Genomic DNA, 14,333 nt, shown 5'->3' with positions numbered 1-14,333 from the left:
TGGCGTTGAAACCGGATTACTTCGGCAGGGCGGACAGGAAGGGGTTGGCGAACGCGAACAGCAGGGCGATGGCCACGCCGATCAGGAAGGCCGCGTCGATCAGACCGGCCAAGATGAACATCTTGGTCTGCAGGTCGTTCATCAGTTCGGGCTGACGGGCCGACGATTCCAGAAACTTGCCACCCATCAGGGCGATACCGATCGATGCACCGATAGCGCCGAGACCGACGATCAGACCACAGGCGAGAGCAACGAGACCGAGAACGTTGGATGCTTCCATGATGACTCCTTAGATTTAACTGGATGAATGCAAAAGAAAAAGAACGAAAGGGAACCGAGCCTCAGTGGGCCTCATGAGCCTGGCCCAGATAAATGAGCGTCAGCATCATGAAAATGAATGCCTGGAGCGTGATCACCAGAATGTGGAAGATCGCCCAGACAGTACCGGCAATGACGTGGCCCACTGGCAACAGCACTCCCGAGAACGACGCAGCCATCGCGCCGCCCATGAGCGCGATCAGCATGAAAACGAGTTCGCCCGCGTACATGTTGCCGAACAGCCGCATGCCATGCGACACGGTCTTGGCCACGTACTCGATGATCTGCATCAGCAGGTTGACGATGCCGAGGATCACGGCAAACGCGGGGTTCTTGCTGGTGCCGAACGGCGCGGTCACCAGTTCGTGCGCCCAGCCGCCGACGCCCTTGATCTTGATGCTGTAGAGCAGGCACAGCAGCAGCACGGAGGTCGACAGGCCCAGCGTGGTGGACAGGTCGGCCGTGGGCACGGCGCGCATGTACGCATGATGCGGATCGTGGCCGGCAACTTCATGCAGCTTCGCCCAGATGGCCGGCAGCAGATCCACCGGCAGCATGTCCATGGCGTTGAGCAGGAAGATCCAGACGAACACCGTGAGCGCGAGCGGCGCAATGAACTTGCGGCTCTTGGCGTTGTGGATGTTGGCCTTGGTCTGGTTGTCGACCATCTCGACCAGAATCTCGACCGCGGCCTGGAAGCGGCCCGGCACGCCCGACGAGGCCTTGCGCGCGGCCAGCCAGAGCACGAAGCAGCCCAGTGCGCCGATGATCAGCGCATAGAGGACGGAGTCGAGATTGATGATGTTGAAGTCGACGATCGACTTCTGCACCACGGGATTGAGACTCCAGTCGACCTGCCAATGCTGGAGGTGATGAACGATGTACTCACTCGCAGTCGGTGCGTGTCCTTCGGCGGCCATCTTCAGCGTCTCTTTTTTAAACAGTCAAATCCGGTTCAACAACCTGGGCCGCACCACGAGCGCGATCCAGTACGTCTTCAGGGCGGCGATCACGCCAGCGACCAGCGCCAGCCAGTTCAGCCCTCCGACCAGCCACGGTGCCGCGACCAGCATGGCCACGGTCAGCACGATCTTGATCGACTCCCACACAAAAAACCTCAGCATGGCAGCGGACTGTGACACTGCTCCCGTTCCGCGCCGTACGCCTCGAACGAACAGCGCCGCCGGTACAGCCACCGCCATCGCTCCGTAGAGCGCCGACACGGCGGCGGACGACAGTCCAGTCCACACCCATGCAACTCCCGCCACGATCACTCCCAAGGCCACTTGGGCCCCGATCACCCACCAGGGCGACAGTTCGGGATTTTGCTCGCGCAGCCGCTGCGCCTCTTCGGGCGTGAGCGGCTCGAAATCAGAGATTTCGGCCTCGGGTTCAGCTTCAGGGGTCTTGGTTGTCATTTGGAATGCGACCCCTTGCCTACCGCGAATTCTACAAAGCCTCTGATTATAAGGACAAACCCGCGCCGATCCTGACATCTTGGGCGCACAAGCGACACCTTCGGCCCGGCGCTCATAATTTGCGCCATGCAATCCCTGCCCGCCACCCTGTGCCATCTCGATGGCGAATACCTTCCGCTGCGCGACGCGAAGATCAGCGTCCTGGACCGCGGCTTCATCTTCGGCGACGGCATCTACGAAGTGATCCCGGCTTACGACGGCCACCTGTTCTGCCTCGACGAACACCTGGCCCGGCTCGAGCGCTCGCTCGCCGAGGTCCGCATCCCGAACCCGCACACGCGCGAGGGCTGGCGTGCGCTGGCCGGGCGGCTGGTGGCCTCGGCGGCCGGCGAAGCCAGCGTTTCGGTCTACATCCAGGTCACGCGCGGGGTGGCGCCGCGCGACCACGCGATGGTCCAGGGCATCGTGCCCACCGTCTTCGCGATGGTCAACACCCTCATCCTGCCCGGCGAGGCGGCGCGCACGGACGGCGTGCGATGCGTGACGGCCGACGAGTTCCGTTGGGCCAAGGCGCACATCAAGAGCACCAGCCTGCTGGGCGCGGTGATCGCGCGCCAGATCGGCGTCGACGCGGGCGCGACCGAGACCGTGATGTTCCGCGACGACTGGCTCAGCGAGGCCGCCTCGAGCAACGTCTGGGTGGTCAAGGACGGCACCGTGCTCGGCCCGCCGCGCGACAACCTGGTGCTGACCGGCATCCGCTACGGCTTGCTCGAGCGCCTGTGCGCCGAGCACGGCATCCCGTTCGCGCTGCGGCGCATCGCGCGCGACGAGGTGTTCGCGGCCGACGAGCTGATGATCTCCTCGGCCACCAAGGAGGTGCTGCCCGTGACGCAGCTCGACGACCGACCCATTGGCAATGGCCGACCCGGCCCCATCTACCAGAGCTTGTACGCGGCCTACCAGGAGGCCAAGCGACGCAACGCACAGGCGCAGCAGCCGCCACGAGGAGTATCCGCATGAGCACCGAACGTCCCGACACGCCCGCACCGGCCGCCGACGCAGCCGACGCCGTCACCGATCCGCGCAAGGATTCGCTGATCGAGTACCCCTCGCAGTTCCCGATCAAGGTGATGGGCGCGAAGGTCGACGGCTTCGTGCACGCGATCACCCAGATCGCCGAGCGCTTCGACCCGAGCTTCGACGCCACCACCGTCGAGCTGCGCGACAGCAAGGCCGGCAACTACCTCGGCGTGACGATCACCGTGACCGCCACCAGCCGCGAGCAGCTCGACGACATCTACCGCGCCCTGTCCTCGCACCCGATGGTCAAGGTCGTGCTCTGAGCACGGGCGAGCGATGCCGCATTCCGCGCTGACACGCTGGCGGCACCTCGCGGCCGCGCTGTGCGCGGGCGGTCTGGCGGTGGCCTGCTCCACCGCCCCCAATCCCTATTACGACGCGAGCCGCCCGCATCACCGCAGCGACGGCTTCCAGGACAACTACGTCGAGTTCCAGCCCAAGAACTTCTTCATCGACGTGCTGGTGCGCTGGCAGATCCCGTCGTGGTTCAAGGGCCTGCCGAAGGCGCCCGAGGCGCCGCCGCCGGTGGTTAAGCCCGAGCTCGCGCTGCTGCGCGCCAACGCCACGGCGCAGCCGATGCGCCCCACCGCCACCTTCATCGGCCATGCCACCGTGCTGGTGCAGCTGCCGACCGCGAACGGCGGCCTCAACCTGCTGACCGACCCGGTGTTCGGCGAGCGCGCCTCGCCGGTGTCCTTCGCGGGCCCGAAGCGCTTCCAGCCGCCAGGCCTGGCGCTGGCCGAGCTGCCGCGCATCGACCTGGTGCTGATCAGCCACAACCACTACGACCACCTGGACGAGGCCAGCGTGAAGGCGCTCGCGGCGCAGGCCGGCGGATCGCCGCTGTTCGTGGTGCCGCTGGGCATCGCGCCCTGGCTGGCCGAGCACGGCATCGCCAACGCGGTCGAGCTCGACTGGTGGGACAGCCTCGAGCTGCCGGCCGGCGCAAGCCCCGGCAGCGCCCCGCCGCAGGCTTCGCAGGTGCGGATCCAGCGCAACGGCGCGGGCCTCGCGGCCACGACGGACGCCACCCAGGTCTTCCTCACGCCCGCCCAGCACTGGAGCGCGCGCGGCCTCGGCGACCGGCTGAAGACGCTGTGGGGCGGTTTCGCCGTGCTGTCGCCGAAGCTGCAGCTCTTCTATTCGGGCGACACCGGCTACTCGCGCGACTTCGCCGACATCCAGGCCCGCTTCGCGTCGCGCCAGGGTCCGGCCCAGGGCGGGGGCTTCGACCTCGCGCTGCTGCCCGTGGGCGCCTACGAGCCGCGCTGGTTCATGAAGGACCAGCACGTGAATCCCGAGGAGAGCGTGCGCATCCACCGCGAGCTCGGCGCCAAGCGCAGCCTGGGCGTGCACTGGGGCACCTTCGCGCTGACCGACGAGGCGCTCGACCAGCCGCCGCGCGACCTCGCCGCCGCGCGCCAGGCCCAAGGCGTGGCCGCCGACGATTTCTTCACGCTCGCCATCGGCGAGACCCGCACCCTGCCCGAGCGGCAGACCCCACGATGAGCACCGACACCGCAGCGCCCCCCATCGCCCTCGACCGGCAAGGCCGCGTCGACTACGCCGCCACCTTCGCCGCGATGAAGCAGTTCACGCTGGAACGCACGCCGGATACGCCCGACGCGCTATGGATTTGCGAGCACGCGCCAGTCTTCACGCAGGGCATCGCGGGCCGCCAGGACCACATCCTCAACCCCGGCGAGATTCCCGTGGTGCAGACCGACCGCGGCGGCCAGGTCACCTTCCACGGCCCGGGCCAGGTGGTGGCCTATCCGCTGATCGATCTGCGCCGCGCGGGCTACTTCGTCAAGGAATACGTCTACCGGCTCGAGGAGGCGGTGCTGCGCACGCTGTCGCATTTCGGCGTCACCGGCCACCGCGTGGCGGGCGCGCCCGGTATCTACGTGCGCCTGGACGACCCGATCTCGCACGCCGCCCTCACCGGCCCGCGGCCCGAGCACGACCCGTTCCGCGGCCTCGGCAAGATCGCCGCGCTGGGCATCAAGGTCAGCCGCCACGCCACTTACCACGGCGTGGCGCTCAACGTCGACATGGACCTCGAACCCTTCTCGCGGATCAACCCTTGCGGCTACGCCGGGCTGCAAACGGTCGACCTTTCTACAATCGGCGTCCAATCCACATGGGAAGAAGCCGCCGCCGTGCTGGGCCGCAAGCTCGGTACTTTCCTGGCGCCTTGACGAGAACTCCAATGAGCACCACCGAAGTCGTCCGCGACGCCCAGAGCGCCGAAACCTACAACCCGCTGGCCAAGCAGAAGGCCGCGGCCAAGCTCTCGCGCATCCCCGTCAAGGTGATCCAGCAGGGCGAGGTGCTCAAGAAGCCCGAGTGGATCCGCGTCAAGGCCGGCAGCCCGACCACGCGCTTCTACGAGATCAAGCAGATCCTGCGCGAGAGCAACCTGCACACGGTCTGCGAGGAAGCTTCGTGCCCCAACATCGGCGAATGCTTCGGCAACGGCACCGCCACCTTCATGATCATGGGCGACAAGTGCACGCGGCGCTGCCCCTTCTGCGACGTGGGCCATGGCCGCCCCGATCCGCTCGACAAGGACGAGCCGCTCAACCTCGCGAAGACCATCGCCAAGCTGCGCCTGAAGTACGTGGTGATCACCAGCGTCGACCGCGACGACCTGCGCGACGGCGGCAGCCAGCACTTCGTCGACTGCATCAGGAACATCCGCGAGCTCTCGCCGATGACGCAGATCGAGATCCTGGTGCCCGATTTCCGCGGCCGCGACGACCGCGCGCTCGAGATCCTCAAGGCCGCGCCGCCCGACGTGATGAACCACAACCTCGAGACCGCGCCGCGCCTGTACAAGGAAGCGCGCCCGGGCAGCGACTACCAGTTCAGCCTCAACCTGCTGAAGAAGTTCAAGGCGCTGCACCCCGAGGTGCCGACCAAGAGCGGCATCATGGTCGGCCTCGGCGAGACCGACGAGGAGATCCTGCAGGTCATGCGCGACATGCGCGCGCACGACATCGACATGCTGACCATCGGCCAATACCTGTCGCCGTCGGGCTCGCACCTGCCGGTACGCCGCTACGTGCATCCCGACACCTTCAAGATGTTCGAGGAAGAGGCCTACAAGATGGGCTTCTCGCACGCGGCCGTGGGCGCGATGGTGCGCTCGAGCTATCACGCGGACCAGCAGGCGCACGCGGCCGGCGTCTGAGCCGCGCGAGCCCCCTGCAACGAGCGGCCTTCGGGCCGCTTTTTTCATGGCGCGGCCCGTCGCCTCGGGCTCACCGGGCGCCGGGCATCTTCGCTATCCTGCAAGACCGGCAACGACCGAGGATCCGACCTTGCAGCAACCCGCTTCCGCTTCTTCCGACGCTTCCTTTCAGGCCCTGATGGAACGCGACTTCGGCGTGATCGCCGACCTGATCCGCTTCCACGCGCAGAACACCCCCGAGCGCCCCGCGCTCGCCGACGCCGCGCAGCAGCTCGACTACCGTGCGCTCGACGCGCTGATGGACCGCATCGCCGCCAGCCTGCAGCGCGACGGCCTGCGCGCCGGCGACGCGATCGCGGTCTGCGCCGCCTCCTCGGTGAACTACGCGGCCGTGTTCCTCGGCGCGCTGCGCGCGGGCGTGGCGGTGGCGCCGCTGGCCCCGGGCTCCACGCCGGCCAGCCTGGCGCGCATGATCTCGGACGCCGATGCGCGCCTCCTCTTCGCCGACGCGGGCGCGGCCGAGGTGATCGGCCCGGCGCAGCCCGGCGGCATCGCGCGCGTGGCGCTCGACGGCTCGGCCATCGGCCGCTCGCTGGCCGACTGGCTCGCGCCCGAGGGCGCCACGCCCGAGCCCGCCGACGTGCAGCCCGGCACGGCCTTCAACATCATCTATTCCTCGGGCACCACCGGCGAGCCCAAGGGCATCGTGCAGGGCCACGGCATGCGCTGGGCCCATGTGCAGCGCGGCGCCAAGTACGAGTACGACAGCCACACCGTCACGCTGCTGTCGACGCCTCTCTATTCCAACACCACGCTGGTCGTGTTCTTCCCCACGCTGGCCTTCGGCGGTTGCGTGGTGCTGATGCCCAAGTTCGACGCGCTCGGCTACCTGCAGCTGGCCGAACGGCATCGCGTGACCCACACCATGCTGGTGCCGGTGCAGTACCAGCGGCTGATGGCGCATCCGCGCTTCGACGCGCACGACCTCTCGGCCTACCGCTTCAAGTTCAGCACCAGCGCGCCCTTCAATGCCGCGCTCAAGGCCGACGTGCTCGCGCGCTGGCCCGGCGGGCTGATCGAGTTCTACGGCATGACCGAGGGCGGCGGCACCTGCATCCTCGAGGCCCACCTGCATCCGACCAAGCTGCACACCGTGGGCCAGCCGGCACCGGGCAGCGACATCCGGCTGATCGACGAGGAAGGCCGCGAGCTGCCGGCCGGCGACACCGAGGTGGCCGGCGAGGTGGTCGGCCACTCGGCCGGCATGATGACCGGCTACCACCGCCAGCCCGAGAAGACGCGCGAGGCCGAGTGGTTCGACGCGACGGGCAAGCGCTTCATCCGCACCGGCGACGTGGGCCGCTTCGACGCCGACGGCTTCCTCACGCTGTTCGACCGCAAGAAGGACATGATCATCAGCGGCGGCTTCAACATCTACCCGAGCGACCTCGAGGCGGTGCTGCGCTGCCATGCGGCCGTGGCCGACGTGGCGGTGGTCGGCGTGCCCTCCGAGCAATGGGGCGAGACGCCGATGGCCTTCGTGGTGCGCCGCGAGGGCGATGCCACCGCCGCCGAGGCGCTGCTGCAGTGGGCCAATGCCCAGGTCGGCAAGACGCAGCGGCTCGCGGGCCTGGCGCTGATCGACGAGCTGCCGCGCAGCGCGATCGGCAAGGTGCTCAAGCGCGAGCTGCGAGAACGCGTCCGCGGCTGACGCGCCGCGCGCCGAAGACCGGGCAGGATCGCGGCAGATGAAATCGCTGCGCGGTCAACTGGTCTTCTTCTGGGTGCTGCTGCTCGGCATGTGCGCCGCGCTCGCGGTCGTGATGTTCACGCTCTATCGCAGCAGCGCGGGCGCCCAGGTGGCGGCCGGGCGCGCCGCCACCGAGCAGTCCTGCCGCGCGATCGCGGCGCGCTACGCCAAATCGATCGCCGCGCCCGCGCCGCCACGGCCCGAGGTCGACCTGCTGCGCGTGCTGCTGCAACTGGTGCTGATCGAGGCGCCGCAGGTCGAGGGCGGCGTCTGGCATGCGGTCGACGGCCCGCTGGCCTACGCCTATCCGACCTACGAGGGCAGCGGCGTCAAGCGCGACGTGCCCGCGGCCGAGCAGCCGCTGATCGCCCAGCTGGCGCAGCTCGCGGCGCGCACCCGCCAGCCGCAGACCGACGTGGTGCGCGGCAGCCGCGAGGCGCTGATCGTCTCGGCCTGCCCGCTGCCCGCGCCGGCCGACGACCTCGCCGCCTGGACCATGACGCGCACCAGCGGCGGCGCGCTCGCGGCCCAGGACAGCCTGCGCACCGGGCTCGGCGTGCTGCTGTTGCTGGTGCTGGCCTCGGGCCTGTGGCTGGGCTCGATCCTGCTGCGCGGGCTGCGCCATGTGCAGCGCCTCGAGAGCCGGCTGGCGCAGGCCGATGCCGACGGCGACGCCATGCCCGAGCTGCCGCGCACCGGCGTGCGCGAGCTCGACCGCATCGTCGACGGCTTCAACCGCTACCGGCTGCGCTTCGAGGAGGCGCGTGCCCACCTGCGCGCGGCCGCGCAGCAGCGCAGCCGCGACCAGCGGCTGGCCGCCCTGGGCCGCATGACGGGCGGCATCGCGCACGAGATCCGCAACCCCATCGCCACCATGCGGCTGAAGGCCGAGAACGCGCTGGCCGCCTCGCCCGAACGGCAAGGCCCGGCGCTGCAGGCCATCGTCGGCCAGATCGACCGGCTCGACGGGCTGGTGCAGAGCCTGCTCGCGCTGGTGCAGCCCGTGACGCTGGCCCCGGTGCCGGTGCCGCTCGCGCGCTGGCTCGAGGAGCGGCTGGCGGCCGCGGCGCCGAAGGCCGAGGCCGCGGGCGTGCGGCTCGTACTGCGGCACGAGGCGCCCGACAGCGCCGTGTTCGACCCCGTGCACCTGGCGCGCGCCATCGACAACCTGCTCGACAACGCCGTGCGCCATGCGCCGCGCGGCGGCGAGGTCGTGCTCGCGGCGGTGCAGCCCGATGCGCGCACCCTCGCGCTGCGCGTCGACGACGACGGCGCGGGCGTGCCCGAGTCGCTGCAGGCCAGCCTGTTCGAGCCCTTCGCCACCGGCCGCGCCGACGGCACCGGCCTGGGCCTGGCGCTGGCGCGCGAGGTGGCGCTGGCGCATGGCGGCGAGCTGCGCCACCTGCCGCTGGCGCCGGGCACCCGTTTCGAACTGGAGCTTCCATGGCGCACCTCCTGATCGTCGACGACGACGATGCCTTCCGCGACACGCTGGCCGAAACCCTCGAAGGCCTGGGCCACGGCGTGACGGCCGTGGCCGGCGGCGCCGAGGCCCTCGAGGCGCTCGCGCACACGCGCTTCGACGCCGTGTTCCTCGACCACCGCATGCCCGGCATGGAAGGCCTGCAGACGCTCTCGGCGCTGCGCGCCCGCGCGGGCCGGCTGCCGCCGGTGATCGTGCTGACCGCGTTCTCGAGCGCGGGCAACACCATCGAGGCGATGCGCCTGGGCGCCTTCGACCACCTGGCCAAGCCGATCGGCCGCGAGGAGGTGCGCGAGGTGCTCGAGCGCGCGCTGCAGCAGCGCACGGCAGCCGCGCCCTCGGCCGCTCCCGACGACGCGGGCGACGCCGAGCTGATCGGGCCGAGCGAGGCCATGCGCGAGGTGCACAAGCGCATCGGCCTGGCGGCCGCCAGCGCGATGCCGGTGCTGGTGCTCGGCGAGACGGGCACCGGCAAGGAGATGGTGGCGCGCGCGCTGCACCGCCATTCGGCGCGCGCCGGCGGGCCCTTCGTGGCCATCAACTGCTCGGCCATTCCGAAGGAGCTGCTCGAGAGCGAGCTGTTCGGCCATGTGCGCGGCGCCTTCACGGGCGCCACCGGCGAGCGGCTCGGCTGCTTCCGCGCGGCCGACGGCGGCGTGCTGCTGCTCGACGAGATCGGCGACATGGCGCTCGACGTGCAGGCCAAGATGCTGCGCGCGCTGCAGGAGGGCGAGGTCACGCCGCTGGGCGGGCACCGCACGGTGAAGGTCGACGTGCGCGTGGTCGCCGCGACCCATCGCGACCTGCGCGTAGCCGTGCGCGAGGGGCGCTTTCGCGAGGACCTGCTGTACCGGCTCGACGTGCTGTCGATCCGACTGCCGCCGCTGCGCGAGCGGCTGGCCGACATCATCCCGCTGGCCGAGCACTTCCTGCGCCGCGCGGTCCCGCGCGATGCGACCGAGCCGCCGAAATCGCTGTCGGCCGAGGCGGCCCGGCGCCTGCTCGGCCACCCCTGGCCCGGCAACGTGCGCGAGCTGCGCAATGCGATGGAACGCTGCCAGGCGCTGGTGCGGCACCGCGTGATCGGCGACGCCGACCTGGCCGCCGCGCTGGGCGCAGCGCCGGCCGCCGATGCCGCGCCGGCGCTGCCCGCGGACTGGCTCGAGGGCGAGCTGCCGGTGGCCGTCGAAAGGCTGGAGCGGCTGCTGATCGCGCATGCGCTCGCGCAGACGCAGGGCAACCGGGCCGAAGCAGCGCGGCGACTCGGCATCCACCGCCAACTGCTCTATCGCAAGCTGACGCAGTACGGCCTCGAATGACGCGGTGTCCGGAAAGCGGACGCCCGCTGTCTCCGGATCATCCGGACGCCGCCGCGGCGACGCCCGCAAGTCGTTGATTTCAAAGGGTTCCGGTGCTGGCACGTTGCGTGAGATGTCTTCGGGACATCCACCCGCAAGGAGCCTCCCATGACAGTCCGCACCCCTTTCATCGCCGCCGCCTTCCTGCTCGCGGGCAGCACGGCCTTCGCCCAGTTGCCGCCTCCGCCGCCCGGCGCCCCGCTGCCCCCGGGCGCCGCAGCCGCGGCCGCCGCGCCCGAGGCCGGCACGGTCGTCACCGGCCGCGTGCAGCGCTTCCTGCTCAACCCCGGCGGCGAGGCCGATGGCCTGCTGCTGGCCGACGGCACTCAGGTCGCGTTTCCGCCGCACCTGTCGGCCGACGCGATGCAGCTGCTGCAGCCCGGCGACACGGTGCAGGTCGGCGGCTGGCGCGCGCCCGGCGTGCCGGTGCTGCGCATGCGCTCGCTCGAAGCCAACGGCCGCAGCCTGGTCGACACCCCGCCCGCGCCCGGCATGGCGCCGCCGCGGCCGCCGCGCGAACCGGGCGCGCTCGATGCGCTGAGTGCGCAGGGCCGCATCGACCGCCTGCTCTACACCGACCGCGGCGACGTGCGCGGCGTGCTGCTGGCCGACCAGACCATCGTGCGCTTCCCGCCGCACGTGGGCGCGATGTACCGCGACCAACTGAAGCCGGGTGCCGAGCTCCATGCGCGCGGCTGGGGCACGCGCGGCGCGCAGGGCACGGTGCTCGAGGCCACCGGCCTGGGCCCGACGGCGGACACGGTGGCCGAGGTGCTGCGCGGTCCGCGTCCGGGCGCGGGTCCTGACGCAGGCCCGGGTCCGCGCCCCGCTCCGCGCGGCCCGGCGTCCTGAGCTCCGGCCTCGTCCCGCCATGACGACCGCGCCCTCCCGCCGCAGCCTGCGCGCCCTCGATGCGCTGGCCTTCTTCGCGCCCGACATCCAGGGCGGCGTCGGCCCCTTCCTGGTGGTCTTCATGGCCGGCTCCTTGGCCTGGGATCCGCAGCGCATCGGCAGCGTGATGTTCGTCTCGGCGCTGGTCGGGCTGGCGGTGCAGGCACCGGCCGGCGCGCTGATCGACAGCGTGCGCCGCAAGCCGCGCTGGATCGCGGGCGCGGTCGCGCTGATTGCGCTGTGCCTGGTGGCGATGGCCCAGTGGCCGCTCTACGGCACCATCCTCGCGGGCCAGTCGCTGATCGGCGCCGCGGGCACGCTGGTCGCGCCCGCCCTCGCGGCCACCAGTCTCGGCATGGTGGGCCGCGCCGGCCTCGACGCGCGCATCGGCCGCAACGCCGCGATCACCGCGGCCGGCACGGTGCTGTGGGCGCTGGGCACCGGCTGGGTCGGCCATGCCTTCGGCCCGCGCGCGATGTTCTTCTACGCGGTGGCGATGGCGCTGCCGACCATCGCGGCGGCGCTGCTGATCCGCGACCGCGACGTCGATCCACGGCTGGCACGCGGCGCCGATGCGCTGCCCGATGCCGCGCCCGGCACCGTCCGCTGGCACGACCGCCGCCTCGTCGTGCTGCTGGCCTGCGCCTTCCTGTTCCACCTCGCCAATGCCGCGATGCTGACGCTGGTGGCGCAGAAGGTCGGCTCGCGCACCGGCGCCGCGGCCACGCTGTGGCTGTCGGCCGGCGTGATCGTCACGCAGCTGGTGACCATCCCGATCGCGATGGCGGTCGGACGCTGGGCGCCGCGGCTCGCGCGCAAGCCGGTGTTCCTGGTCGGCTTCGCGGTGCTGCCGGTGCGCGGGCTGCTCTACCTGCTGGCCGACAGCCCCGCCGCGCTGCTCGCGCTGCAGGTGCTCGACGGCATCGGCGCCGGCATCTTCGGCGTGATGCTGACGCTGATGATCGGCGACCTCACGCGTGGCAGCGGCCGCTTCAACTTCGCGCTCGGCCTGGGCGCGGCCTGCGTCGGGCTGGGCGCGGCGCTCAGCAACCTGCTGGCGGGCAGCATCGCGCACGCGGCCGGCTACGGCACCGCCTTCGTCGTGCTCGCGGCCATCGCCGCGGCGGCGCTCGCGCTGTTCGCGCTCGCCATGCCCGAAACTCGGGGGCGGGAAGCGCGTGCCGCGCACGCTTCCGCCGCCCTGACCACCGCCGCTCCATGACCAAAGACACCGCGTCCGCCCTGCCCCCCGCCACCGCCGCCGCGGACACCGCATCGCCCCACGAGGGCGGCGGCAACGGCCTGCTCTGGGTGCTGGTGGCGGTGGCCGTGCTGTTCGCCTTCGTGCGGCCGCGCGCGCCGCTCGACTGGCTGAAGCTGATCGACTGGCAGACCGTGGGCGCGCTCGCGGGCCTGCTCGCGATCACGCAGGGCGTGGAGAAGAGCGGCGTGCTGCAGTCGGCCGCGCAGCGCCTGCTGGCGCGCACCACCAACCTGCGCCAGCTCGCGCTGCTGCTCGTCGCCAGCGCGGCGGTGCTGTCGGCGCTGGTCACCAATGACGTCAGCCTGTTCCTGCTGGTGCCGCTCACGCGCGTGCTCGCCACCCAGGCGCACCTGCCGCTGGCGCGGCTGGTGGTGCTGGAGGCGCTGGCGGTCAACGCGGGCTCGGCGCTCACGCCCATCGGCAATCCGCAGAACCTCTACCTGTGGCACCGCAGCGGCGAGAGCTTCGCGGGCTTCATGGGCATGATGGCGCCGACCGTGGGCGTGATGCTGTTCTGGCTGTTCGCCGCCGTCTGGCTGCTCGTGCCGCGCACCGCGATCGCGCTCAAGCCGGCGGCCGAGAGCGCGCCGGTGCAGCCGCGGCTGCTGGCGCTGTCGGGCCTGCTGTTCGTGGGCTTCGTGGTCGCGCTCGACCGGCACTGGCTGGCCGCGGGCCTGGCGGTCGTGTTCGGCGCCTACCTGCTGTTCCAGCGCCGCGTGCTGCGCGACGTCGACTGGGCACTGCTCGCGATCATCGCGCTGATGTTCGTCGACCTGCGGCAGCTCGCCGAGCTGCCCTTCATCGCCGCGCTGATGACGCAATGGCCGATCGCCGAGGGCTGGCGCGCCTACCTGGCGGCGATCGTGAGCTCGCAGTTCATCAGCAACGTGCCGGCCACCATCCTGCTCGACCGCTACGTGCACGACCTGCCGGCGCTGGCCGCCGGCGTGAGCGTGGGCGGCTTCGGCTGCGTGCTGGGCTCGCTCGCCAACCTGATCGCGCTGCGGCTCGCGAAGCTGCCCGACGGGCTGCGCGAGTTCCATCGCCTGAGCGTGCCCTTCCTCTTGGTGTGCGCGGCCTCGGCGCTGCTGCTGCGGCTCGGGTGACGGCGGCGGGGGCGCGCGACCTCGAACGCGTGCGCGTTGAGCAACATCGCCCGTGTCCGACGAGCGCGCGCGCTTTTTGTGGCTAGAGTGGAGACTCCCGAAGAAAGGAGTCATGGCATGGACAAGAAGAACAACAGCGAGGATTTCGAGATCACCCCCAAGCTCGTGTTCGACATGAACCTGGCGCTGTACCTCGACCTGGTCGCGGCGCTGGAGGGCGCGGGCGCCGTCACCTACCGCCAGATGGCGGCGCGCGTGCTCAACATCAGCATGGATGCGCGCGCCGACGGGGAGCTCGGCCTCTCGACCGCGCTGGAGGGCATCGCACAAGGCTTCGCGGGCCACGGCGACGGACTGTCGATCGAGCTGCTGAAGGCCGCGCGCGGGTTGCGCGAGGATGACGCGATGGGCGACATCCCGATGCGGCCGGACGTGGACTGAACGCGAAGCGGCGACGGCCGCTCGC

15 protein-coding genes are annotated in these 14,333 nt (G+C 70.9%); 12 read left to right on the top strand and 3 right to left on the bottom strand.

Translation table 11 applies throughout. The features are described 5' to 3' along the window. Nucleotides 1-16: 16 nt before the first annotated feature. From atpE to AC07PU_RS16520, 3 genes are all read right to left on the bottom strand, one after another. Entirely contained in the window at nt 17-280 is a 264-nt protein-coding gene (gene atpE, locus AC07PU_RS16530; protein WP_057593982.1) for a F0F1 ATP synthase subunit C, read from the bottom strand. Nucleotides 281-341: 61 nt separating this feature from the next. Next, nucleotides 342-1,238 carry a F0F1 ATP synthase subunit A gene (gene atpB / locus AC07PU_RS16525; RefSeq protein ID WP_093350304.1) on the bottom strand — a complete coding sequence of 299 codons (897 nt, stop codon included), beginning with the start codon at nt 1,236-1,238 and terminating at the stop codon, nt 342-344. Nucleotides 1,239-1,262: 24 nt separating this feature from the next. Next, complete coding sequence (locus tag AC07PU_RS16520) at nt 1,263-1,736, bottom strand: ATP synthase subunit I (RefSeq protein WP_093350299.1); 474 nt, start codon at nt 1,734-1,736, stop codon at nt 1,263-1,265. Nucleotides 1,737-1,862: 126 nt separating this feature from the next. On the opposite strand from AC07PU_RS16520, the gene AC07PU_RS16515 reads away from it, so the two are divergent. The 12 genes from AC07PU_RS16515 to AC07PU_RS16460 all read left to right on the top strand — a co-directional run bounded on the left by AC07PU_RS16515 (nt 1,863) and on the right by AC07PU_RS16460 (nt 14,308). Continuing rightward, entirely contained in the window at nt 1,863-2,759 is an 897-nt protein-coding gene (locus tag AC07PU_RS16515; RefSeq protein ID WP_490876460.1) for a D-amino acid aminotransferase, read from the top strand. Continuing rightward, complete coding sequence (locus AC07PU_RS16510) at nt 2,756-3,082, top strand: YbeD family protein (RefSeq protein ID WP_093350292.1); 327 nt, start codon at nt 2,756-2,758, stop codon at nt 3,080-3,082. Before AC07PU_RS16515 ends, AC07PU_RS16510 begins: the two co-directional genes overlap by 4 nt. A 13-nt stretch (nt 3,083-3,095) precedes the next feature. Then, a complete protein-coding gene (locus tag AC07PU_RS16505; RefSeq protein ID WP_495318833.1) occupies nt 3,096-4,328 on the top strand; it encodes an MBL fold metallo-hydrolase in 1,233 nt (410 codons plus the stop codon). After that, nucleotides 4,325-5,020 (top strand): lipoyl(octanoyl) transferase LipB, encoded by a 696-nt coding sequence (gene lipB, locus AC07PU_RS16500; protein WP_495318831.1) that lies wholly within the window; start codon nt 4,325-4,327, stop codon nt 5,018-5,020. The genes AC07PU_RS16505 and lipB overlap by 4 nt, the downstream gene beginning before the upstream one ends. Before the next feature lie 11 nt (nt 5,021-5,031). Next, nucleotides 5,032-6,015 (top strand): lipoyl synthase, encoded by a 984-nt coding sequence (gene lipA / locus AC07PU_RS16495; protein WP_093350284.1) that lies wholly within the window; start codon nt 5,032-5,034, stop codon nt 6,013-6,015. A gap of 178 nt (nt 6,016-6,193) precedes the next feature. Continuing rightward, nucleotides 6,194-7,726 carry a class I adenylate-forming enzyme family protein gene (locus AC07PU_RS16490; RefSeq protein ID WP_495318928.1) on the top strand — a complete coding sequence of 511 codons (1,533 nt, stop codon included), beginning with the start codon at nt 6,194-6,196 and terminating at the stop codon, nt 7,724-7,726. Between the two features lie 37 nt (nt 7,727-7,763). Continuing rightward, nucleotides 7,764-9,224: a sensor histidine kinase gene (locus AC07PU_RS16485; protein WP_495318828.1), complete on the top strand. Its 1,461-nt coding sequence runs from the start codon at nt 7,764-7,766 to the stop codon at nt 9,222-9,224. Then, nucleotides 9,209-10,567, top strand: coding sequence for a sigma-54-dependent transcriptional regulator (locus AC07PU_RS16480; protein ID WP_495318826.1), 1,359 nt, complete (start codon nt 9,209-9,211; stop codon nt 10,565-10,567). The genes AC07PU_RS16485 and AC07PU_RS16480 overlap by 16 nt, the downstream gene beginning before the upstream one ends. A gap of 147 nt (nt 10,568-10,714) precedes the next feature. Further along, entirely contained in the window at nt 10,715-11,458 is a 744-nt protein-coding gene (locus AC07PU_RS16475) for a hypothetical protein (RefSeq protein WP_495318824.1), read from the top strand. A gap of 19 nt (nt 11,459-11,477) precedes the next feature. Beyond that, entirely contained in the window at nt 11,478-12,719 is a 1,242-nt protein-coding gene (locus tag AC07PU_RS16470) for an MFS transporter (RefSeq protein ID WP_495318822.1), read from the top strand. Continuing rightward, on the top strand, nt 12,716-13,867 hold the full coding sequence (locus AC07PU_RS16465) for an SLC13 family permease (RefSeq protein ID WP_495318821.1): 1,152 nt from the start codon (nt 12,716-12,718) through the stop codon (nt 13,865-13,867). The genes AC07PU_RS16470 and AC07PU_RS16465 overlap by 4 nt, the downstream gene beginning before the upstream one ends. Before the next feature lie 117 nt (nt 13,868-13,984). Then, a complete protein-coding gene (locus AC07PU_RS16460; protein ID WP_093350265.1) occupies nt 13,985-14,308 on the top strand; it encodes a hypothetical protein in 324 nt (107 codons plus the stop codon). Nucleotides 14,309-14,333 lie beyond the last annotated feature (25 nt).

The sequence above is a fragment of the Variovorax sp. GW821-FHT10D07 genome, from assembly GCF_059415325.1.
The sequence above is the reverse complement of the archived record's forward strand: the minus strand, read 5'-3'. Positions and strand labels throughout refer to the sequence as shown.

Bases quoted from the DNA above. Each gene is read 5' to 3' on its own strand.
- AC07PU_RS16480 (WP_495318826.1), top strand. From the start codon at position 9,209: ATGGCGCACCTCCTGATCGTCGACGACGACGATGCCTTCCGCGACACG.
- lipA (WP_093350284.1), top strand. From the start codon at position 5,032: ATGAGCACCACCGAAGTCGTCCGCGACGCCCAGAGCGCCGAAACCTAC.
- AC07PU_RS16510 (WP_093350292.1), top strand. From the start codon at position 2,756: ATGAGCACCGAACGTCCCGACACGCCCGCACCGGCCGCCGACGCAGCC.
- AC07PU_RS16465 (WP_495318821.1), top strand. From the start codon at position 12,716: ATGACCAAAGACACCGCGTCCGCCCTGCCCCCCGCCACCGCCGCCGCG.
- AC07PU_RS16470 (WP_495318822.1), top strand. From the start codon at position 11,478: ATGACGACCGCGCCCTCCCGCCGCAGCCTGCGCGCCCTCGATGCGCTG.
- AC07PU_RS16485 (WP_495318828.1), top strand. From the start codon at position 7,764: ATGAAATCGCTGCGCGGTCAACTGGTCTTCTTCTGGGTGCTGCTGCTC.
- AC07PU_RS16475 (WP_495318824.1), top strand. From the start codon at position 10,715: ATGACAGTCCGCACCCCTTTCATCGCCGCCGCCTTCCTGCTCGCGGGC.
- AC07PU_RS16515 (WP_490876460.1), top strand. From the start codon at position 1,863: ATGCAATCCCTGCCCGCCACCCTGTGCCATCTCGATGGCGAATACCTT.
- atpE (WP_057593982.1), bottom strand. From the start codon at position 280: ATGGAAGCATCCAACGTTCTCGGTCTCGTTGCTCTCGCCTGTGGTCTG.
- atpB (WP_093350304.1), bottom strand. From the start codon at position 1,238: ATGGCCGCCGAAGGACACGCACCGACTGCGAGTGAGTACATCGTTCAT.
- AC07PU_RS16520 (WP_093350299.1), bottom strand. From the start codon at position 1,736: ATGACAACCAAGACCCCTGAAGCTGAACCCGAGGCCGAAATCTCTGAT.
- lipB (WP_495318831.1), top strand. From the start codon at position 4,325: ATGAGCACCGACACCGCAGCGCCCCCCATCGCCCTCGACCGGCAAGGC.
- AC07PU_RS16505 (WP_495318833.1), top strand. From the start codon at position 3,096: ATGCCGCATTCCGCGCTGACACGCTGGCGGCACCTCGCGGCCGCGCTG.
- AC07PU_RS16490 (WP_495318928.1), top strand. From the start codon at position 6,194: ATGGAACGCGACTTCGGCGTGATCGCCGACCTGATCCGCTTCCACGCG.
- AC07PU_RS16460 (WP_093350265.1), top strand. From the start codon at position 13,985: ATGGACAAGAAGAACAACAGCGAGGATTTCGAGATCACCCCCAAGCTC.